Below are 21584 nucleotides of genomic sequence, written 5' to 3'. Positions count from 1 at the left end.
CTTGGTGCTCGGCAATGGCCGGAGACAGCGGCGCAGACTGAGGCCGTTCAGCCGCTTGTGCCCTCGATCAACGTCATAGGCCAGATCACGCGGGGTGTCTGTCCGACGTAGTGGGACTGATAGTCGGGTATGACTGACAGCAGATGCTCCGCCAGGCTGATCCCCAGATCACGAAGAGACAACGTAAAGCAGGTCAAGGCCGGAGAGAGGTACTGAGCCTGGGGACTGTAACGACCGATGATCGCAATGTCCTTGCCCGGCTTAATGCCAGCGTCCTCGAACCCCTTGTAGAGCCCTGTAACCAGGATCTCATTGACCAGTACGATTGCCGACGGGCGTGGAGATCTGGAGGCGATCTCATGGGCTACTGCATAGCCCCCCGCTTCGCTCGGTTTTGCCCGGAAGATATGATCCTCGTTAAGGGTAAGCCCATGTTCCGCCAGCACCTCGCGGCATCGCTCGGCGAACACGTAACCCAGGTTGAGATCGCCATGGGGCCAGATGATCCCGATATCTCTGTGGCCCGCCTTGACCAGCCGCTCGATCGCGACCTCCGCCATCCCTTCGAAGTCCAGATCGATCCAGGGTTGGCCGACATCGGTCAGGCTGCGGCCAAGCGAAATGAACGGAATGTTGTGCCGGTGCAGCAGTTCGAACCGCGCATCGTTGCGCCGGGTGGCCGAAAGGATGATGGCATCGGCAAAGCCGCGCGCCACGGTGCGCTGCAGATAGGCATAGGGATCTTCGTTGGAAGAGCAGAGCAGGGCGACGAGATCGAGCTTGTGCCGGCTAAGCACGGTCTGGACTCCGTCGAAAACGCTCATGAAGAAGGCGTCTCCCTGGCTGTTGATCTCTGGCCCGGTCTGCATCATGAAACCCACCACGCCGGTCGAGCCCTTGCGCAGCGAGCGGCCCGACTGATTGGGGACGTATCCCAGCTTCTCCGCCGCCTCCAGCACGCGCCTGCGGGTTTCCGCATTGACATCCGCCTTTCCATTGAGCGCGCGGGACACGGTGCCGATGGAAATATCCAGATAATCGGCAAGTTGGCGGATGCCTGTCACGGGGAGCCTCTTGAGGGTTCGGTATAAGACCGTAATCGTTTTCGGAAGCAGTATTGACAAAAAAATCGATGCGTTCATAGTACCGTAAACGTTTACGGATGCACAGGAGGTGTCGTGCCGTAAACATTGCATGGGAGGAAATTAGTGACATACAAGGTCGTTTTGTGTGGCTGCGGAGCAATGGCCAAAGGATGGTTGCGTGCGCTTCAGGCCACGCCGGCGCTGCGGCAGGCGCTGACCGTCGTGGGTCTGGTCGATCTCGACCTCTCGGTTGCGCAGGCGCTGGCCGCCGAATTTTCGCTTCAGCCGGTCTCCATCGGATCCGATCTTGCTGCGGTGCTGAGCGAAACCGGCGCGGACATTGTATTCGACGTCGTCATTCCCGCCGCCCGCCATTCTGTCGTGAAGGCCGCGCTGTCCCTCGGATGCCATGTGCTGAGCGAAAAACCCATGGCGACCTCGATGGAGGAGGCGGAAGACCTCATCCGCGCCGCAGAGGCTGCCGGGCGCATTCATTCCATCGTGCAGAACCGGCGGTTTATTTCCGGTGTGCGGCGCATGCGGCGCTTCGTCGAAAGCGGCGCGATTGGCGCGATCACCGCAATCCATTGCGATTTCTTCATCGCGCCGCATTTTGGCGGCTTCCGGGAGCAGATGGACAATGTCCTGCTTCTGGACATGGCGATCCACACTTTCGATGCGGCCCGTTTCGTCTCCGGCAAGACGCCGCTTTCCGTCTACTGCCTGGAAACAAATCCACCCGGCTCCTGGTATGCCCACGGCGCCAGCGCCAATGCGGTGTTTCAGCTCACCGACGACGTGGTTTTCACCTATCGCGGCTCCTGGTGCGCGGAAGGTCAGCGCACGAGTTGGGAAAGCGAATGGCGCATCGTCGGCTCGAACGGAATGTTGACCTGGGACGGAGAAGACACTTTCCGCGCCTCCGTTGCGGGAAGCGAGAGCGGACTGCTGCGCGGCGCGACGCCGATCGAGGTTCTGCCGCCCGCCCGTGAGGAGGAAACCCACGGCCATGCCAGCGTCATCGCCGATTTCCTCTCAGCCATCGAAACCGGCGGTGTGCCGGAAACAGTGGGGTGGGACAACATCAAGAGCCTTGCCATGGTGTTTGGTGCGATCGAAAGCGCCAGATCCCGGCAAACCATCGACCTTGCAGCATAAGGGCCAGCACTATGACCGGACAGCGAAACCATTCCATCCGCATCGGCACCATGATCAGCGCCACGAAGGGCCAGGCGGCCGAGCGGATTTCCCAGATCGCCGATATGGGCTTTGAAAGTTTCCAGCCCTTTTTCTGGCAGACCACCAACGGCCAGGATATTGCCGAGCTTGGCAAGCGTTGCCGCGAGGCCATCGGCGCGCGGGACATTACCATTTCGACCATCGGCATGTTCGGCAATCCCTTGGAAGAAACGGAACTCGATCTCCAGACGCTTCAGGGCTGGAAGGACTGCATCGACAATGCCCATCACTTCGGCGCCACCTGCGTTGCCGGCTTCACCGGGCGCATCCGCAACAGGCCGCTGACGGAAAGCCTGCCGCGGTACCGGCAAATCTGGAGCGAGCTTGCCCGCCGCGCGGCTGACAAGGGCATCCGCATTGCCTTTGAAAATTGCGCCATGGACGGCAACTGGGCAACCGGCGACTGGAATATCGCCCATAATCCGGATGCCTGGGAACTGATTTTCAACGAGACGCCGGATGAGCATATCGGGCTTGAATGGGAACCCTGCCACCAGATGGTCTATCTCATCGAGCCCTTGCCGCAGATCCGCAAATGGGCAAAGCGGATTTTCCACGTCCACGGCAAGGATGCCACCATCCGCTGGGACGTGATCCGCGAGCACGGCATCTTCGGAAAACATCCCTTCGTGTTCATGCGCACGCCCGGTTTCGGCGACAGCAACTGGACCGACATTATTTCGGAACTTCGGCTGGCCGGCTGGTCGGGCTCCATCGACATCGAGGGATGGCATGATCCCGTCTATCGGGATGCATTGGAAATGACGGGGCAGATCCACGCCTTGAACCATCTGAAACAGGCAAGGGGCGGCACATTCGTCGTCGATCCGGTCTGATGCGCAGGCCGGCTGGCCATAGAAGGAGCTCTGCGCCAGCCGGATGAGAATTGAGGATAACCAAGAAGGAGGAGAACCATGGGTATCCGCAGGACTATGATTTCCATTGCATTGGCTCTGGCCAGTGTCTCACTTGCCGGCATGAGCGCCAGAGCGGAGGACGTGAAACTCGTCCTCTGGTCGCTGGACCGGGATATCCAGCCCGCGCCAAGCCTCATCAAGGAATTCAACGCGCAGAATAACGGCATCCAGATCGAATATCGCCAGCTTCAGTTCGACGACGTGGTGAGCGAGGCCATGCGCGCCTATTCCACGGGCAAGGCACCCGACATCATTGCCATCGACAATCCCAACCATGCGATGTTCGCCTCCCGCAAGGCTTTTCTGGATCTCACCGACATGATCCAGCAATCGAAGGTCATCAAGCCGGAGAACTACTTTCCCGGCCCACTGAAATCGGTGATGTGGGACAACAAATATTACGGCGTGCCGAAGGCGACCAACACGATTGCGCTTTATTACAACAAGGATCTGTTCAAGGCCGCAGGCCTCGATCCCGAAAAGCCGCCGCAGACCTGGACCGACCTGGTGGCGACGGCGAAAAAGCTCACCAATCCTTCAAAGAACATCTACGGCATCACCTTTTCCGCCAAGGCCAACGAGGAGGGCACTTTCCAGTTCCTGCCCTGGGCGCAGATGGGCGGCGCCACCTATAAATCGATCAACAGCGAAGGTGCCGTCAACGCGCTTACCATCTGGAAACAGATGCTGGATGAAAAGCTAGCCTCGCCGGATACGCTTACCCGAAGCCAATGGGATTCGACAGCCACCTTCAATGCCGGAAATGCGGCCATGGCGATTTCCGGTCCATGGGAAATCGACCGGATGTTGAGCGATGCCAAATTTCAATGGGGCACCGCTCTTCTGCCGGTGCCGGGCGAGGGCGCTCAGCGTTCATCCGCCATGGGTGATTTCAACTGGGCGATCTTTTCCAGCACCAAACATCCGAAAGAGGCCTTCAAGGCATTGGAATTCTTCGCTTCCAAGGATGCCACCATGTACAAGAATTTCGGCCAGCTTCCGGCCCGGTCCGACATCCCGGTTCCGCCCACGGGCAATGTCCTGAAGGATTCAGCGCTCAAAACCTTCGTGGAGCAGCTGAAATATGCGCAACCCCGCGGCCCTTCACCGGAATGGCCGAAAATCTCGAAAGCCATCCAGGACGCGATACAGGCGGCCCTGACAGGCCAGATGGCGCCGAAGGCCGCGCTCGATCAGGCGGCTGCGAAGATCAAGTCGATCGACGGCTGAGACAGCCACCCTCCCGCGACGACGGCCCGGCACCCATCCGCCGGGCCGTCCTGCAGGCTCCAGCGAGGTTTCGATGAAGAGAGTGTTTTCCAGCGTAACGGATGGCCGCGGTTTCGACCTTGTTCTGGTCGGGGTGCCCTTCACGTTTCTCCTGGCACTGGCAGGGCTTCCGCTACTCTACAACATCCTGATGAGCTTTCAGGAAGTGGACATGTTCAGCCTTGCCAGCGTCATCCGGCCCTTTGTCGGCTTCAAAAACTATGTCGACCTGTTCACCGAGCCTGAAACCCTATCCATCCTCAAGAACACGGTCATCTTCGTGGTGGGGTCGATCGCCGGGCAGTTTCTCGTCGGCTTCTCGTTGGCCCTGTTCTTCTGGATCAATTTCCCCGGCGCGTCCTGGCTGCGCGGCCTCTTTCTGGTTTCCTGGGTCATGCCCGGTCTCGTTGTCGGCGCCATCTGGAACTGGATACTGTCCGGGGATTTCGGCGTGCTCAATTTTCTGTTGCAGCAAACCGGCCTCGTCAGCGGCAATATCTTCTGGAGGTCCGATCCGAATTTCTCGCTGTGGGCGGTTATTCTGGCCAATATCTGGCTCGGTACGTCCTTCAACATGATCCTCCTCGCCACCGGTCTTGCCGCCATTCCCGCAGACCTCTATGAGGCAGCGGAAATGGACGGCGCCAATGCCTGGCAGCGCTTCTGGACCATCACCCTGCCGATGATGCGCTCCACGATCGGCGCGATCATCGCGCTCGGGCTGATCTTCACCCTGCAGCAATTCGATCTGTTTGCCGCGATTACCGATGGCGGACCGAACAATTCCTCCAATGTCGCGCAATACTGGGCCTGGGATCTGTCCTTCCGGCAGTACGACTTCGGCAAGGGTGCCACCATTTCCGTCATCATGACCGTCTTCGTGATGTTTGCCGCAACCGTTTATGTCCGTTCCACACGCCATGAGGTGCGCGGATGAGCGAAATCGCGCGAAACCGGCTGTTGCTTGCCCTGTCCGTGGTGATGGCGGCCGTCTATCTATTCCCGCTCTACTGGATGTATCTGACGGCGCTGAAAAGCGGCTCGGAAATGTTTGCGACGCCGCCGACATTCTGGCCCTCCTCTGCCCAATGGCAGACCTTCACCTATGTCTGGGAAAGCCGGAACATGGGCCGTTACCTGTGGAACTCCACGGTCATTGCCTTCGGTGCGGTGGCGCTGATCGCGCTTCTGGGCACCGGCTGTGCCTATGTGCTGGCGCGCTACCGCAATGTCTGGGTGGATATCGGGCTTTTCCTCATTCTGATGTTTCAGGTTCTGCCGGCCTCGCTGATGATAACGCCGATCTTCGTGGGTTTTTCGCAAGTGGGCCTGCTCGAATATCCGCGCTTTGCCGTTATTCTGGCCATTACCGCCAAAAGCATGCCCTTTTTCGTCGTGCTCGTGCGCGCAACCTTCATGGCCGTGCCGATGGAGCTGGAGGAGGCGGCGCTGGTGGATGGCAATTCCCGCATAGGCGCCTTCTTCAACATCGTTCTGCCACTGGCGCGCAACGGCATTCTGGTCAGCGCCATCCTCATCTTCATGCAGGCCTTCGGCGAATTCGTCTATTCCAAGTCGATGATCCAGGACATCCAGCTCCAGCCCGCCAGCGTCGGGCTCAATTCCTTCATGGGGCCGAACACCAGCGAGTGGAACAACATCATGGCCTACGCCACCATGTATGTGACGCCCATCCTTGCCATCTTCGTTCTGTTGCAGCGTCGCATCGTGTCCGGGCTCACATCGGGAGCATTGAAATGACCCACCAAATCGAACTCTCGGCCGTCAACAAATATTACGGCGCCTATCATGCCCTGAAGGATATCGATCTTTCCATTCGCAAGGGCTCGTTCGTCGCGCTGGTCGGTCCGTCCGGCTGCGGCAAGTCCACGCTGCTGCGCTCGCTGGCGGGGCTCGAGACCATCTCGAGCGGCGATCTCGTCATCGCCGGAAAACGCATGAACGGGGTGCCGCCCCGAAAGCGCGATCTTGCCATGGTGTTCCAGTCCTATGCGCTCTACCCGCATATGACGGTCGAACAAAACCTGACCTACAGCCTGAAGATCAACGGGGTCAGAAAGGCAGAGAGGCAAAGGGCGGCGGCCGACGTGGCGGCTATCACCGGATTGTCGAGCCTGCTGCACCGGTATCCCCGGGAACTGTCGGGAGGTCAGCGTCAACGCGTCGCGATGAGCCGGGCCATCATCCGCAATCCGCAAGCCTTCCTTTTCGACGAACCGCTCTCGAACCTCGACGCAGCCCTGCGTGTTCACATGCGCAAGGAGATCAGGGCGCTGCACGACCGCCTCGGCGCGACCTCGGTCTATGTGACCCATGACCAGGTCGAGGCGATGACGATGGCGGATCATGTCGTCGTCATGCGCAATGGCATTATCGAACAACAGGGCAAGCCGCTCGATTTATACGACCGCCCGGCCAATCGCTTTGTCGCCGGCTTCATCGGGTCGCCGGCGATGAATTTCATTCCGGCGCGTGCGACGCCTGACGGAAGAGCCCTGGTTCTCGATCTTGCCGAACCGCAAACCGTCGATCTCGGTTGCCCGCTGCCGGCTGGACGTGCCCTGATCGTCGGCATCCGCCCGGAGCATCTCACTCTCGCCGCGGCCGACGCCGTCGGCTTCAAGGTGGATGTCGCGACAGTTGAAACGACCGGCGCGGCAACGTTCATTACCACCGCCACCACGCCTGAGATTGTCGTTGCCTTGAATGGCAGGAGCGTCGTGACGGCGGGCGAGACCATTCGGCTGACGTTTGCAGCAAGCAATGTCCATCTGTTCGACGCCGAGACCGAGCAGAGCCTCAAATGATCGTGCCGGCGCGCTACGGTATGTGTCGATTGCCGTGTTGGGTACCGACTGCCGGTTCATGGAAATGTGTAGCCAAGTACTGAAGGCTGGCTCAGATGAGAACGCATCCATCGCCCGGCCCACTTCGATCAGGAGAGCTCAGCATGTTGTTCTTGCCCCGATAGAGCCTCGAACTCCTCATGCATGATCTCCAGAGCTCTGCTGATCTCGCGCTGCGCGGAGGTATATGTCGAGCGCCAGTGGCGGAAAATTCCCAGAGGCGGTCCGGATTCGAGCAAGTTCAATCGCGCACACCGCTGATTGCTCCTTCCACGAAGGCAAGGTGTCTCGTGGATGGCACGCCGGCATCTGCCATCTTGATGGCAGCACGCGATGAGCTTATATTTTCTGCAAAGGAGACTGTAATGGCCGCACCACAACTCTCTGTTCGAAGCTCCAAGGCAAGGGATCTGGCTCACCGGCTCGCGCGTCGTGAGAATCGTTCGATTGCCGAAGTGGTCGAACGCGCGCTTGAAGCCTACGAGACACGCGAGGCGGGTCGCGAACCGGCGGCGACCTTTTACCCGCGGGTCAACGCGCAAGCTGCCACCGATATTGACCTGGATACCCTCATCCGTGAAAGCCGTAGTCCTCACCAAGGCATCGAGCTTTGATATTTCTCGATACCAACGTTGTCTCGGAGACGTTGCGGAAGGATCCTCACCAAGCCGTCATGGCCTGGCTGGTTCGGTTCGACGCGGAATTGGCATTGCCCACTGTGACAATTGCCGAGATTGCTTTCGGCATTCAAAAGATTAGGCCGGACCAGCGGGCCGAGCGTTTGGAACAGGGGCTGGCGGAATGGCGTCGTCGGTTTGCCGATCGGATGTTTGGTCTCACAGAAGAAGCGGCGCTCGCTTATGGTGAGATCATGGCGCAGGCGGTTCGTCGGGGGCACGCAATGTCAGCACCCGACGCAATGATCGCTGCAATAGCTCGTGTTAACGGAGGGCGCTTGGCCACGCGCAATCTTAAGGATTTTGAAACGACAGGTCTCGTACTCCTCAACCCTTGGGATTTTTAACCCGTTCGAGCGGGTGAGCCTTCATAACCAACCTCGCCGCGCGGGTCATTTGATCACCGCCAGATAAAGTAGCAACTTCGAAGGCCGGCTTCGTTTGTTCCAAAATGCTCGGACGAAAGAGAGTGTAGCTTTCCAAATGATGCAGGATTTCAACGCTTTCCATCATCCCGCCGTGCGAATGAACCTCAGCGGCGATAACCGAGCGCCCGGCTGATATCGTCAGCTGCACTGCGGACCATCAGCAGAAAGCCCTCGCGCTGCTCGTTGTAGCGCACCGTCGGAACGCCGAGATTGAGGGCGGCGACGACCGCGCCGTTGCCATCGAAGATCGGGGCGGCAATGCCGGTCGAGCCGGTGACGAATTCCTGGTCGTTCAGTGCGTAGCCATCCCGGCGGATCTTCACGAGCATTTCGCGGATGCGCTCGATATCGGTCACCGTATAGCGGGTATAGGAGAGGAGCTGGACGCGGGAAAGATAGTGCTCCAGCGCCTCCTTCGGCGTGAAGGCGAGCAGCACGCGGCCGGTCGCGGTGCAATAGGCGGCGATCGCTGCGTCAAGGTTAACGTCATAACGAACCCGATGCCGGCTGACGCATTTCGCCAGCCGGCGGATATCGCAATGAGCGTTCATCGTCGCGAGCAGGATGGTCTCGCCGGATTCGTCGCGCAGTTTTTCCATGAATGGTTTTGCCACCACGACCAACGGCTCTTCATGGCGTCTGAACGGAAATCCGTGCCGGCTCGCCTCGACGAGCATATAGCGGCCGGCATCGTCCTGGACCACATGACCACGGGCAGCTAGCGTCTGGACAAGGCCGTGGGCGCTGCTTTTCGGGAAAGAAAGATCACGCACGATCTGGGCCAGTGGCACCGCTTCCCGGCGGGACGCCATATATTCCAGGAGATCGAGAATCCGGCCGGCACTTTTGATTTCGGAGTTCATATATGTGAACAAGACCCCCATTGATGGTTATCGGATCGGCTCATAACAATTCTGCCTAGAAAGCAGCCACTCACGTTTTCGAGTGTTGCGCTGATAAGGATGAACGATCTCATGAATGCGCCGAATAAGCAAAACGATGCCTCCGAACCTTGGACCTGGCCGGATAGTGTCTGGCAGCAAAAGGTTCAGAAGGTACGTGCCGGGCGCAGCCTGAGACCGGCGAAATGGAAAAACGGCGCGCGCATGGCAGTGGCATTGTCCTTCGATTCCGATCACGAGACGATGGAACTGCGCCATGGCGGAGCCTCCTTCGGCACAATGAGCCGCGGCCAGTACGGCGCCCGCGCCGGCATGCCGCGCATCCTTCGCCTGCTGGAAAAATATTCGGTGCCGGCCTCCTTCTTCATGCCGGCCGTCTCGGCGATGATCAATGCGGGCGAAGTGAAGACCGTGGTTTCGTCCGGCCATGAACTAGGCATCCATAGCTGGATCCACGAGTTCAATTCCCGTCTCGACGAGGTGACGGAACGCGATCTGGCGCTGCGTGCCGCCGACACACTCGAACGCCTGTCCGGCATCCGCCCGGTCGGCATGCGAACCGCATCCTGGGATTTCAGCCCCTATACGCTGAAGATCGCCCGCGAGATGGGCCTGCTCTACGATTCCTCGCTGATGGCCGACGAGGAGCCCTACGAGCTTCTAGAAGACGGCAAGCCGACCGGCGTGGTCGAAATTCCGGTCGAATGGATCCGCGACGACGCGCCTTATGTGGCGATGGACCGGATGACCGGCGCGCGACCCTATGGCGGCCCTGCCATGGTTCTCGACATCTTCGCCCGCGAATTCGAAGTCGCCTGGGAAGAGAGCGGGTTGTTCCAGCTCACCATGCACCCGCATCACGTCGGACACCGTTCCCGCATCTTCATTCTGGAAGAGATCATTCGGCTCGCCAAGTCGAAGGGCGACGTCTGGTTCTGCACCCATGCAGAACTGGCGCGCTACTGTGCCGACGAGGCCGGGCTAAAGACCGCCGAGAAGACGGCATAAACAGTTCTCAAATACAGCAGCAACAACAATGAGGGTAAGGAACATGTCTGCCAAATTCGCATCCATAGCCGCCATGCTACTGGCGCTCACCGCGTCGACTGCACTTGCGCAAACCAAGGACACGCTGACCATCGACCTGCCGAACGATGCGGCAACGCTCGATCCGCATCTGCAGTGGAACACCGACAGCTACTCGATCTACCGCAATATTTTCGACAACCTTCTGACCCGCGACATCAAGGGAGAGATCGTGCCGCAGATCGCCAAGTCGTGGAAATATCTCGACGACAAGACGCTTGAGTTCCAGATCCGCGACGGCGTGACTTTCCAGGACGGCACGAAACTCACGGCTGAGGATGTCGCCTTCTCGATCAACCGCATCATCGATCCAAAGCTGAAGAGCCCGCAGCTTTCGCAGTTCGATCAGATCGCCAAGGCCGAGGCGGTGAACCCGACCGTGGTCAAGATGACCACCAAGTCCGCCTATCCTGCGCTGCTCGCCCAACTCGTCAAACTGTCGATCGTGCCGAAGGCCTATGTCGAAAAGGTCGGTGACCAGGAATTCAACTTGAAGCCTCTCGGTTCCGGCCCCTATAAGATGGCCAACTGGCAGAAGGGCGTTCAGACCGAACTCGAAGCCTATGGCAGCTATTGGCGCGCCAAGCCGCCGTTCCAGAAGGTGGTCTTTCGCACGGTGCCCGACGTCTCCACTCGCATCGCCGACCTGAAGACCGGCAAGGCCGACCTCGTCCGCGACGTGCCGCCGGATCAGGCCGAAAGCATCAAGAACGACAGCAATTCGCAGGTCCTCTCGGTTCCGACCGAGCGCATCGGCTACCTGTTCATCAACGCCCAGGGCGGCGTCACCAAGGACGTCCGCGTCCGCCAGGCGATCGCCTATGCGATCGACCGTCAGGCGCTCGTCGAGGCGCTGCTCGAAGGATATGGCAAGCCGGTGGAAGTGCTCGGTGCCGAACCGGTCTTCGGCTACACCGACAAGGTCAAGGGATACGAATACAATCTCGACAAGGCGAAGGAACTGGTGAAGGCCGCCGGCGCCGAAGGTGCGACCGTCGAATTCCTAACCTCGCCTGCCTACAGCCGCGCCACCGTCGAAGCCATCCAGCAGATGGTCAACGAGGCCGGCCTCAAGGTGGAGATCTCCTCCAGCGACCAGGCAACCTTCCTGAAACGCCGCCAGGGCGATCCCGCCAATGCAGGCGGTCTTGCCTTCGGCGCCTGGTCCTGCGCCTGCCAGGACGTGGACGGCGTGATCTTCCCGCTGTTCCGCACCGGCAGCATCTGGGCCAAGTATTCGAACCCGAAGTTCGATGAAGCGGTAGACAAGGCGCGCGTCATCCTCGACCAGAAGGAGCGTCTGAAGCTCTACGAACAGGCCTACCAGGTCCTGAAGGACGACGTTCCCGGCATGGGCCTCTACCAGGCCTATGCGCTCTATGGAGCCGCCAAGAAGCTGAAGTGGCAGCCGACCGCCAATGAAGCCATGTTCGTCATGGACATGAGCTGGCAGCAGTAACAGACGGATAGCACGAACATGTTGAGATACGCCGTCGAACGTTTGCTACAGGCGATCATTGCGATCTTCGGCGTTCTCACCATCGTCTTCGTCGTCATGCATCTCTCGGGCGATCCGACCCTGCTGCTGGTGCCGCAGGACGCATCGGCCGAGATGATCGCCCAACTGCGCAGCCAGCTCGGTTTCGACCGGCCGATCTGGGTGCAATACCTGGAATATCTGGGCGGTCTTGCGCATTTTGACTTCGGCATTTCCGTCGTCCAGCGTGTGCCCGCATTCGATATCGTCGTTTCGCGTGTGCCCTATACGGCGATGCTCGCCACCGGCGCGCTGGTAGTGGCGATCGGCATGGGCATTCCGGCCGGCATCATCATGGCGACCCGGCGCGGCGGCTGGCTCGAACGGTTGCTGACGGCGATCGTCGTCACCGGCCAGAGCGTGCCGACCTTCCTGTCAGGCATCGTGCTGATCTTCTTCTTCGGCGTGACGCTGCGCTGGCTGCCGACCTCCGGCTCCGGCGATTTCGCCTCGCTGATCATGCCGTCCATCGCACTCGGCGCGATCTCGATGTCGACCTTCGCCCGTATGACCCGCATCTCGATCATCGACGAGCTCGGCAAGGATTATGTCAGGGCGGGGCGCGCCCGCGGCCTGTCACTCGGCTCCGTGGTGTTCCGCCATGTGCTGCGCAACGCGGCGATCCCGGTGATCACCATCGCCGCGCTCGAGATCGGCAACCTGCTCGCAGGCGCCGTCATCGTCGAGACGGTGTTCGCCTGGCCGGGCATCGGCCAGCTTGCCATCCAATCCATCCAGTCGCGCGACTTCCTGGTCGTCGAGGTCATCGTGCTTTTGATTTCCTTCGTTTATGTGCTGACCAGCGTGATCGCGGATTTCGTCTACGCGCTCGTCGATCCGCGCATCCGTCTGGTCCGATAAGGAGAAGGCTTTGAGCACCGCCGTCCTCGCCCTCCGCCAACACCTTCGCCGGGTCCCCATCTCGGTCATTGTCGTATCGGTCATCTTCCTGGTGATCGTGCTTCTGGCGATCTTCGCGCCCTGGGTGGCGCCTGCCGACCCCAACCGGCAGAACCTGCTCGGCCGCCTGAAGCCGCCGGGCTTCGAGATGCGCGGTATCACCTACTGGCTCGGCACCGACGATCTCGGCCGCGATCTGCTGTCGCGTACGCTCTACGGCGCCGGCGTCTCGCTCTCGGTCGCGGTGCTGTCCGTGGTCGTCTCGTCACTGGTCGGCGTCACGCTCGGCATGGTCGCCGGCTGGTTCCGCGGCAAGATCGAGATCCTCATCATGCGCCTCGTCGACATCATGATGTCGATCCCGGCGATCCTGCTGGCGGTGCTGACCGTCGCGGTGCTCGGCCCCGGCTTTCTGAAGCTGGTGCTGGTGCTCGGCCTGACACGCTGGCCGCGTTATACCCGTGTCGCCTATGCCCAGACGCTGCAGGTGGCGAACCTGCCCTTCATCAAGGCCTCCGAGCTTGCCGGGGCAGGGGCGGCGCGCATTCTTTTCCATCACATCCTCCCGAATATCGCAGGCCCGGTGCTGATCGTCGCCACCGCGGAATTCGGCCTGATGATCCTGATGGAAGCCGGCCTTTCCTTCCTCGGCCTCGGGATCCAGCCGCCGGCCTCGAGCTGGGGCTCGATCATGAGCGTCGGCCGTCAATATATCGAGCGGGCTTGGTGGATCGTCGCCTTTCCGGGCGCCTGTCTCTTCCTGCTCGTCTTTTCCGTCAACGTGCTTGGCGACTGGTTGCGAGACCAGCTCGACCCGCGTTCCCGTTCGCGTTGAACCCTTTGGCGCATTGAGGTTTTAAGTCATGGAATTCGAAAACAAGACCATCGTCATCACCGGCGCCGCCGGCATTTTCGGCCGCTGGATCGCCGCCTATTTCGCCCGGGAAGGCGCAAAGCTTTGCCTGAGCGACGTTCGCATGGATGGTCTGGAAAAGGCGGTCACCGAACTCGGGTTCGACCGCTCCAAAGTGCTGCTGCATGCGACCGAGCTGACCAGCGACGCCTCAATGCTCGAACTCGTCGATCTCGTGAAGCGCGAATGGAAGGCGCCGGACATTCTCGTCAACAATGCCGGCATCTACACCCGCTTCAGTCTGTTGGAGATGGAGTTCTCCGACTGGGACCGCGTCTTCGGCGTCAACCTGCGTGCGCCTTTCGTGCTGTCGCGCGAATTCGCCAAGCTGATGATCGCGCAAGGCAAGGCCGGCTCGATCGTCAACATCTCCTCGGGTGCCGCCCGTAAGATGAACCAGAATTCCGTGCCCTATTGCACCTCGAAGACGGCGATCGAACGGCTTTCCAAGGGGTTTGCGCTGGAGCTTGCCGAATACGGCATCCGCGTCAACGTCGTCGAGCCGGGGTTCGCACCGGGCAGCGAAGTGAGCGAACTTTCCGACGAATATGTCACCAACATGCTGAAGAACATTCCGCTCGGCCGCGCCAGCGGGCCACAGGATGCGCCGGGCGCGATCGCCTATCTCTGCTCCGACAAGGCCGCCTTCATCACCGGCGCCGTGATCAGCGTCGATGGCGGCAACTCGATCGGCAACTACAAGCGTCCCGAACGGGCGAAGACGGCAGGCTGAGGAGAGATCATGGACGCCGCCAACCCGCTGCTTTCCGTCGACAGGCTGACCATCGATATCGGTGGCGCCAACGTCGTCGACGACATCTCCTTCACCGTCGCGCCCGGCAAGGTCATGGCGCTGGTGGGGGAATCCGGTTGCGGCAAGTCGCTGACCTCCTATGCCATGCTCGGCCTGCTGCCGCCGGCCGCCATACGCACCGCCGGCCGGATCATGCTCGAAAACACCGATCTCGCCGCCCTCTCGGAACGGCAGTTCCGCAAGGCGCGCGGCAAGGACATCTCGATCATCTTTCAGGAGCCGAGCGCCTCGCTCGACCCGCTGACGACCGTCGGCTCGCAGATTGCCGAGGCCTATCGGGTCCACCACGGCGTCTCGAAGGCAGAGGCCTACGGGAAGGCGCGGCAGATGCTGGTCGATGTCGGCATTCCCGACCCGACCCGGCGGCTGGATCAATATCCGTTCGAACTCTCCGGCGGCATGTGCCAGCGCATCATGATCTCGATCGCGCTGATCTGCGGCCCGCGCGTGCTGGTCGCCGACGAGCCGACCACCGCGCTCGACGTGACCATCCAGGCGCAGATCCTCGACCTGATGAAGAAGCTGGTCGCCGACCGCGGCACCGCGATCGTGCTGATCACCCACGACATGGGCGTGGTTGCCGACATCGCCGACGACGTGGCGGTCATGTATGCCGGCCGCATCGCTGAAATCGCGCCGGTGCACGATCTCTTCCGGCAGCCGAAGCATCCGTACACAGCCCTGCTGCTTGCCAGCGTTCCCAAGCTCGATGATGCGCCCAAGGCGGACCTCGCAACGATCGAGGGGACGGTGCCGACGCCGAACGAATTCGGCGTCGGTTGTCGTTTCGCCGGCCGCTGTCCGCTGACGACCGACAAGTGTCGCACCGAACAACCGCCGCTTTTTGATTGCGGCGGAGGCCATCGCTCGGCCTGCTGGCATATCGACCGCATGGCGGAAATCCGCGAGGTGGCGGCATGAGCGATCATAAGAACGTTCTCGAAATCCGCGACGTCGCGGTGCATTTTGGCGGCCGAGGCGGCCTGCTCGGCAAGTCCGGCCCGGTGGTCAAGGCCGTCAATGGCGTCGACCTCGATGTCGCCCGCGGCGAGACCGTGGCGCTGGTCGGCGAATCCGGCTGCGGCAAGTCGACGCTTTCCAACACCATCGTCGGCCTGCAAGCGCCGATCTCCGGCAGCGTCCGCATCAGTGGTGACGAAGTGGTCGGCGCCAATCGCCGCGAGCTCAACGACATCCGCCGCAAGGTGCAGATGATTTTTCAGGATCCGGCGCTGTCCCTTGATCCGCGCTCGACCGTCGGGGCCACGATAGGCGAACCGCTGATCGTGCGCGGCGTCGCCAGGGGGAGGGCACTGAAGGAACGGGTTGCGACGCTGCTGCAGCAGGTGGGCCTGCGGCCCGAACATGCGGACCGTTATCCGCACCAGTTCTCTGGCGGCCAGCGCCAGCGCGTGGTGATCGCCAGGGCGCTCGCCCTCGAGCCGGATCTCCTGATCTGCGACGAGCCGGTTTCGGCGCTCGACGTCTCGGTACGAGCCCAGATCCTCAACTTGCTGGTGGCGCTGCAGAAGCGCACCGGCGTTTCCTATCTCTTCGTCAGCCATGACCTCGGCGTGGTGCGGCATATCTGCGACCGGGTCGTCGTCATGTATCTCGGCCGCTTCGTCGAGATGGCCGATCGCGACACCTTCTTCGCCAATCCGAAACATCCCTATACCAAGGCGCTGATGTCGGCCGTGCCGGAAGCCGATCCGCAAGTGCAGCGCGCCAAGCAGCGCTTTATCCTCAGCGGCGAACTGCCAAGTCCTTCAAACATCCCGTCCGGCTGCGCATTCCATACGCGCTGCCCGCTGGCGACCGAAATCTGCTCGAGAGAGCGGCCGGAACTGACGCCGCGTGCCGATGGCGCGCGCGTCGCTTGTCACCACGCCTAAGAAGCCATCGCGCATGAGAGACTGACATGACTAACGCCCAGGCACACGAAACCCTCCGGCTGACCGGCCTAGAAGCGCAGGCGGAAATCCGCATCGACCGCTGGGGCATCCCGCATATCAAGGCGGCAAGCGACAAGGACCTGTTCTTCGTCCAGGGTTTCAACGCCGCCCGCGACCGGCTCTGGCAGCTCGACCTGTGGCGCAAGCGCGGCCTCGGCCTGCTCGCCGCCGACTTCGGCCCTGGTTACCTGGCGCAGGACCACGCCGCCCGGCATTTCCTCTACCGCGGCGACATGGCTCCCGAATGGACCTCCTATGCGCCGGATACGCAAACGATCTGCACCGCCTTTGTCGCCGGCATCAATGCCTATGTCGCGCTTTGCGAAGCGGAGCCGGCCCGGTTGCCGCCAGAATTCGTCGTCTTCGGCACCAGGCCGTCACGCTGGCAGGCGGCCGATGTGGTGCGGATCCGCAGCCATGCGCTGACCCGCAACGGCATTTCCGAAATCCTCCGCGCCAATATCATGGCGCTTGCGGATGCACAGACCGACCTGCTGCGCTTCGAGCTCGATCCACCGGTCTCGCCGAAGCCGGAGGAGGGGATTTCGCTCGCCGATATTCCGCTTTCCGCGACCCGCCTCTTCAAGCTCGCCACGGCGGCCGTCACTTTTGACAAGGCCCGGCTTGCGGCAGGGCTGGACGACGTCTGGAAATGGACTGAGGTCACCGATCTCGGCGATATCGTCCAGGCGATCGCGGAGGAGGGATCCAACAACTGGGCTGTCCACGGTTCGCGCACCGAAAGCGGCCGACCGATCCTCGCAAGTGATCCGCACCGAGCGCACGCAGTGCCGTCGCTACGTTATCTCGTTCACCTCCAAGCGCCGGGCCTCAATGCCATCGGCACCGGCGAGCCGACCGCGCCCGGCATTTCGCTCGGCCATAACGACCGCACCGCCTTCGGCCTCACCATCTTCGGCGCCGACCAGGAAGACGTCTATGTCTATGCGACCAAGGACGGCGATCCGGAACAATATCGTTACGCCGACGGCTGGGAGAAGATCACCCGCATCGAGGAGAGTTTCGCGGTCAAGGGCCATCCCGACCAGCCGATGACGCTGTCTTTCACCCGCCACGGCCCGATCCTCCACGAAAACCGGAAGATCCGTCAGGTCATCGCCATCCGCTCCGTCTGGCTGTCGCCCGGTTCGGCCGCATATCTCGGCAGCCTGTCTTATATGCGCAGCGGTTCGGTGCAGGCGTTTTCGCAGACGCTCGGGTCCTGGGGTACCCCCTCGGTCAACCATGTCAGCGCCGATGTGGACGGCAATATCGGCTGGTTCACCGCCGGTTTCACACCGGTGCGCCGCAACTGGGAAGGGTTGCTGCCCGTGCCGGGCCATGGCAGCCACGAATGGGACGGCTTCCTGCCCGCCGGCGAACTGCCGCGTGCTTATAACCCGGCCGATGGTTTCGTCGCTTCGGCAAACGAGATGAACCTGCCGGCCGGCCGCGATCCAAGCGCTCCATCGATCGGCCACGAATGGGCGGAGGTCAGCCGCGCCCTGCGTATCAAATCGGTCCTGCGGTCCGATCCCAAACACACGCTGAAGGGCTCAATGGCGCTGCAGACCGACGTCTATTCCCGCCCGGCCGCGACCATCTGCGCCGTGCTTCAAAAAGTTGCCAGCCGTCAACCGCTGGATGACCGGCAGGAACATGCCTTAAAGCTTTTCAACGGCTGGGATTATCGTCTCGAAGCGGGGAGTGCGGCGGCGGCGCTGTTCGAAGTCTGGTGGATGAAGCACCTGCGACCGGCACTGCTGGCAAGGTTCGCACCGAACCCGACCGTCCGCCAGTTGCTGCTGCCCGGCGATGTCGACCGCATGCTGGTACTTCTCAGCGAACCCGGCGCGCTCTGGGACGCCGCCGACCGCGACGCCATGCTGCTATCGACGCTTTCCGCCGGTTTTGTCGACTGTGAAACCCGACTCGGCCCCGATCCGGCCGCCTGGCGCTGGGGCGACCTGCACCGCGCGCTCTTCGAACACGCGACCAGCCGCATCAAGACCGAAGAGGACCCCGACTGGAACGTCGGCCCGCTGTCCGTCGGCGGCAGCCGTTCGACGCCCATGCATGCCGGCTACCGGATGGGTGATTTTGGCGTCAATGCGGGCGCGTCCGTCCGACTTGTCATGGATGTCGGCGACTGGGACAATAGCGTCTGCATCAACACACCCGGCCAGTCCGGCGACCCCCGTTCGCGTCATTATGGGGACCTGGCCAGTATTTGGTCGAAAGGCGAATACGTGCCGCTCCTCTACAGCGAAGCCCGCATCGCGCTGGAAACCACCCACCGCATCACACTTCTGCCGGCTTAGGCCGGCGGGAGGGGCTGGGGAGCTTCCCGGTTAGTGAGGCTTGTACAGTTCACTGCGATCCCGCCTGGATCGCCCGTCCTAATGTATAAAGACGATGCGATCGTAGATTTCGGTGGCGTCGTTTGGCAGTGAATTTGAGACTGCCCCCTATGTTCAGCACCGATCAACGCCGATTTGGGTCATGTTGATAAAGTGGGGGAGCCAAATATTCGCCGTGGCGATCGCCAGGAATGCCGCGAATGATATTTTGGTCTTGTCGTAGCGCATAGCGATGCGCGTCCCACACCCCTTGCTCGGCCCAGCGACGGAACCGAACATAGACGGAATTCCACTTTCCGTATCGCTCATGCATATCCCGCCACGGGCAGCCGATTATCAACATGGCCTCGGCAATTTGGGTGAAGACGCTCATATGTGAGCAGATTGCTGGCTCAAATCCCATCAAGAGCAGGGTTTCGCAGACGATTTTCGGGGTATGAGGGTCGGAGCCGAAATACGGATTCGATCGTCAGCTGAAATGGTGCCGCTTGTGAGCAGGTCCAAAGCGTTTGACGCAATCTGCTCGAAGGGGACCCGCAGTGTCGTGAGCGGCGTCGGAAGATGATTGACGATCGGGATGTCGTTGTATCCGACGACTGAAACATCGTTGGGTACGGATATCCCGAGGCGTGACAGGCCGGAAAGAGCACCGATTGCGGTGTTGTCGTTCACGGCAAAGATCGCCGTCGGGCGATCTTTGAGGCGCATGAGCTGCAGGGCCGCATCCGCTCCGGCGTCGATCCCGAAGGTCGACGGCACAATGGAATCCGGGCGGACCGAGATGGCGGCCTCTTGCAGTGCCTGCCTGTAGCCTTCGACGCGCCCGCGCGAGCTGGAGGCATATGAAGGACCGGCAATCACTCCGATACGACGATGACCGAGATCCAGGAGGTGGCGCGTCGCCAGATATCCGCCCAGCCTGTCGTCGCCCACCGAAGACAGGCTTCGTCCATCGGTACGCAACGCCAGGACAAAAGGTACTCCCCGGGCCGCGAGCTCGTCGGGAAAATCGTCATCCTCGCGTGCAGTCGAAAGGATCAATCCGTCGACGCCTCGTTTCAGAAGAGACTCGGCAGCAAGTCTGTCAGCCTTCGGCTTGTCATCCGTCGTTGCGACAATCGCGAAGCGCCCGCTTCTGCTGCATGCTTTTGCCAGGGCTTCATAAAGCATTGCCATGACGGTATCGGTCAGCCGGGGCACGATCACGCCAACCGTCATCGTGTTGCCGCGTCGGAGGCTCGCCGCGGAGACGTCTCGGACATAACCCATGTCTTCGGCGATTTTCCGGACGCGGCGCGAAGTTTCGTTGTCGGATCGGGGAAGTCGTTCATCGAGGATGCGCGATACCGTCGATTTCGAAACGCCAGCTGCCGACGCGACATCAAGGATGGTCACCCGTGTCTGACGGCTCACTTCTCCGGGCTTTGAATCCATTTCGCTTTTTTCCATCTGCGGCGTTCTCGCGGTCAACGCGCCAACCATGCAACAAAAAAAATGTTGACTCCAGCAAAATCGGAAACGATAGTGGGAACGTTCCCATTAACGATCCCATCGCTGATCGCAAAGGCGGACAGCGGCTATCTAGGAGGAGAAAAACCTATGCCAACGATGAATCTGAGAGGTCTGAGCCCGGCACCCGTTACCGCGTTTACCCGCGACGGAGAGGTCGATTATCCGGCCAATGCCCGTATTGCCAAATGGCTTGCAGGCATGGACGGCGTCAAGAGCCTCGTTATCCTTGGCCATGCCGGCGAAGGCACGTTCCTGACCGAGGAAGAGCGCCTGAAGCTCATCCGCACCTATGTCGAAGCCGTCGATGGTCGGGTCCCAATCATTGCGGGCATCACCGGCGAGGGTACCAAGGTTGCCGCAGAAGAAGCCAAGAAGTGCAAGTCTGCCGGCGCGACCGGCGCCCTTGTCTATCCGAACCATGGCTGGCTGCGTTTCGGCTTCCAGAAAGGCGCGCCGCAGGATCGCTACAAGGCGATCTGGCAGGAATCGGGCCTGCAGTGCATCCTGTTCCAGTACCCGGATGCCACCAAGGCTTCCTACGACCTGGACACCCAGCTTGCGATCGCGACCCAGGATGGCGTCGTCGCTACCAAAAATGGCGTTCGAAACATGAAGCGCTGGTACGTCGAGATTCCGGAACTCAAGAAGGCCAACCCGAACCTGCAGATCCTGAGCTGCCATGACGAATGGCTGTTGCCGACCATGTTCGATGTCGATGGCCTGCTTGTGGGCTACGGCAATATCACACCGGAGCTGCTGATCGACCTGATCAAGGCAGGAAAGGCGCAGAACTATCCGGAAGCCCGCCGGATCTTCGAACGTCTCCTTCCAGTCACCCGTGCCGTCTACCACCGTGGTTCCCATATGGAAGGCACCGTCGCCCTCAAGCTTGGGCTTGTCCATCGTGGCGTGCTTGATCATGCCACGATCCGCGAGCCCCTGAAGAACCTCGGCGAAAAGGCCGAAGCGGAGATCTTTGCAGCCTTTGATGCTGCCGGGATCGGCCGGGTTGAGCAGCTTCTGGCAGCCGAGTGACTGAGGACGCCCCCGCCTCTCGAGCGGGGGCTTCTTACGAGGAGGGGATTGCGGCCGCATCGGGGAGTGATGGGCCGCGGTCGCACCG

Annotated in this window: 20 protein-coding genes and 1 pseudogene; 17 read left to right on the top strand and 4 right to left on the bottom strand. The window is 61.0% G+C overall.

What is annotated here, in order from left to right; genetic code table 11:
• Positions 1 to 47 precede the first annotated feature (47 nt).
• Positions 48 to 1064 carry a LacI family DNA-binding transcriptional regulator gene (locus AC1D3C_RS00170; protein WP_477481481.1) on the bottom strand — a complete coding sequence of 339 codons (1017 nt, stop codon included), beginning with the start codon at positions 1062 to 1064 and terminating at the stop codon, positions 48 to 50.
• Between the two features lie 144 nt (positions 1065 to 1208).
• On the opposite strand from AC1D3C_RS00170, the gene AC1D3C_RS00165 reads away from it, so the two are divergent.
• From AC1D3C_RS00165 to AC1D3C_RS00130, 8 genes are all read left to right on the top strand, one after another.
• Entirely contained in the window at positions 1209 to 2243 is a 1035-nt protein-coding gene (locus AC1D3C_RS00165) for a Gfo/Idh/MocA family protein (RefSeq protein ID WP_477481480.1), read from the top strand.
• 11 nt (positions 2244 to 2254) lie between these two features.
• On the top strand, positions 2255 to 3160 hold the full coding sequence (locus AC1D3C_RS00160) for a sugar phosphate isomerase/epimerase family protein (protein WP_477481479.1): 906 nt from the start codon (positions 2255 to 2257) through the stop codon (positions 3158 to 3160).
• Positions 3161 to 3238: 78 nt separating this feature from the next.
• Positions 3239 to 4471 (top strand): ABC transporter substrate-binding protein, encoded by a 1233-nt coding sequence (locus AC1D3C_RS00155; RefSeq protein ID WP_477481478.1) that lies wholly within the window; start codon positions 3239 to 3241, stop codon positions 4469 to 4471.
• A 73-nt stretch (positions 4472 to 4544) separates the two neighbouring features.
• A complete protein-coding gene (locus AC1D3C_RS00150; protein ID WP_477481477.1) occupies positions 4545 to 5447 on the top strand; it encodes a carbohydrate ABC transporter permease in 903 nt (300 codons plus the stop codon).
• Positions 5444 to 6271 carry a carbohydrate ABC transporter permease gene (locus AC1D3C_RS00145; RefSeq protein WP_247135144.1) on the top strand — a complete coding sequence of 276 codons (828 nt, stop codon included), beginning with the start codon at positions 5444 to 5446 and terminating at the stop codon, positions 6269 to 6271. The genes AC1D3C_RS00150 and AC1D3C_RS00145 overlap by 4 nt, the downstream gene beginning before the upstream one ends.
• A complete protein-coding gene (locus AC1D3C_RS00140) occupies positions 6268 to 7338 on the top strand; it encodes an ABC transporter ATP-binding protein (protein ID WP_477481476.1) in 1071 nt (356 codons plus the stop codon). The genes AC1D3C_RS00145 and AC1D3C_RS00140 overlap by 4 nt, the downstream gene beginning before the upstream one ends.
• A gap of 404 nt (positions 7339 to 7742) precedes the next feature.
• The gene (locus AC1D3C_RS00135; RefSeq protein WP_247135142.1) at positions 7743 to 7991 is read left to right on the top strand and encodes a type II toxin-antitoxin system VapB family antitoxin; all 249 of its coding nucleotides are present in this window, start codon (positions 7743 to 7745) and stop codon (positions 7989 to 7991) included.
• Complete coding sequence (locus AC1D3C_RS00130; RefSeq protein WP_477481475.1) at positions 7988 to 8401, top strand: PIN domain-containing protein; 414 nt, start codon at positions 7988 to 7990, stop codon at positions 8399 to 8401. The genes AC1D3C_RS00135 and AC1D3C_RS00130 overlap by 4 nt, the downstream gene beginning before the upstream one ends.
• A gap of 185 nt (positions 8402 to 8586) precedes the next feature.
• Here AC1D3C_RS00130 and AC1D3C_RS00125 read toward each other — a convergent pair whose 3' ends face one another.
• The gene (locus AC1D3C_RS00125; RefSeq protein WP_245440239.1) at positions 8587 to 9345 is read right to left on the bottom strand and encodes an IclR family transcriptional regulator; all 759 of its coding nucleotides are present in this window, start codon (positions 9343 to 9345) and stop codon (positions 8587 to 8589) included.
• A 111-nt stretch (positions 9346 to 9456) separates the two neighbouring features.
• On the opposite strand from AC1D3C_RS00125, the gene AC1D3C_RS00120 reads away from it, so the two are divergent.
• From AC1D3C_RS00120 to AC1D3C_RS00085, 8 genes are read left to right on the top strand one after another with little or no spacing between them, the layout of a single operon-like run.
• Positions 9457 to 10392: a polysaccharide deacetylase family protein gene (locus AC1D3C_RS00120; protein WP_477481474.1), complete on the top strand. Its 936-nt coding sequence runs from the start codon at positions 9457 to 9459 to the stop codon at positions 10390 to 10392.
• A 43-nt stretch (positions 10393 to 10435) separates the two neighbouring features.
• Positions 10436 to 11929 (top strand): ABC transporter substrate-binding protein, encoded by a 1494-nt coding sequence (locus AC1D3C_RS00115; RefSeq protein WP_477481473.1) that lies wholly within the window; start codon positions 10436 to 10438, stop codon positions 11927 to 11929.
• 18 nt (positions 11930 to 11947) lie between these two features.
• Positions 11948 to 12868, top strand: coding sequence for an ABC transporter permease (locus AC1D3C_RS00110; RefSeq protein ID WP_477481472.1), 921 nt, complete (start codon positions 11948 to 11950; stop codon positions 12866 to 12868).
• Between the two features lie 10 nt (positions 12869 to 12878).
• The gene (locus tag AC1D3C_RS00105) at positions 12879 to 13742 is read left to right on the top strand and encodes an ABC transporter permease (RefSeq protein ID WP_477481471.1); all 864 of its coding nucleotides are present in this window, start codon (positions 12879 to 12881) and stop codon (positions 13740 to 13742) included.
• Between the two features lie 28 nt (positions 13743 to 13770).
• Positions 13771 to 14553, top strand: a complete 783-nt coding sequence (locus tag AC1D3C_RS00100; RefSeq protein ID WP_477481470.1) for an SDR family NAD(P)-dependent oxidoreductase — start codon at positions 13771 to 13773, stop codon at positions 14551 to 14553.
• A gap of 9 nt (positions 14554 to 14562) precedes the next feature.
• Positions 14563 to 15555 carry an ABC transporter ATP-binding protein gene (locus tag AC1D3C_RS00095; protein ID WP_477481469.1) on the top strand — a complete coding sequence of 331 codons (993 nt, stop codon included), beginning with the start codon at positions 14563 to 14565 and terminating at the stop codon, positions 15553 to 15555.
• Positions 15552 to 16529, top strand: coding sequence for an ABC transporter ATP-binding protein (locus AC1D3C_RS00090; RefSeq protein WP_477481468.1), 978 nt, complete (start codon positions 15552 to 15554; stop codon positions 16527 to 16529). The genes AC1D3C_RS00095 and AC1D3C_RS00090 overlap by 4 nt, the downstream gene beginning before the upstream one ends.
• A 26-nt stretch (positions 16530 to 16555) precedes the next feature.
• On the top strand, positions 16556 to 18910 hold the full coding sequence (locus AC1D3C_RS00085) for a penicillin acylase family protein (protein ID WP_477481467.1): 2355 nt from the start codon (positions 16556 to 16558) through the stop codon (positions 18908 to 18910).
• Between the two features lie 274 nt (positions 18911 to 19184).
• Here the strand turns inward: AC1D3C_RS00085 and AC1D3C_RS00080 are convergent.
• Positions 19185 to 19292: pseudogene (locus AC1D3C_RS00080) on the bottom strand (transposase); the annotation flags it as partial.
• 59 nt (positions 19293 to 19351) lie between these two features.
• A complete protein-coding gene (locus AC1D3C_RS00075; protein WP_477481974.1) occupies positions 19352 to 20383 on the bottom strand; it encodes a LacI family DNA-binding transcriptional regulator in 1032 nt (343 codons plus the stop codon).
• A 165-nt stretch (positions 20384 to 20548) separates the two neighbouring features.
• On the opposite strand from AC1D3C_RS00075, the gene AC1D3C_RS00070 reads away from it, so the two are divergent.
• On the top strand, positions 20549 to 21496 hold the full coding sequence (locus AC1D3C_RS00070; RefSeq protein ID WP_477481466.1) for a dihydrodipicolinate synthase family protein: 948 nt from the start codon (positions 20549 to 20551) through the stop codon (positions 21494 to 21496).
• Positions 21497 to 21584 lie beyond the last annotated feature (88 nt).

This window comes from Neorhizobium sp. P1_A6 (assembly GCF_056406795.1).
Note: the sequence above shows the minus strand (reverse complement) of the source record. Positions and strands in the feature narration are given on the sequence as shown.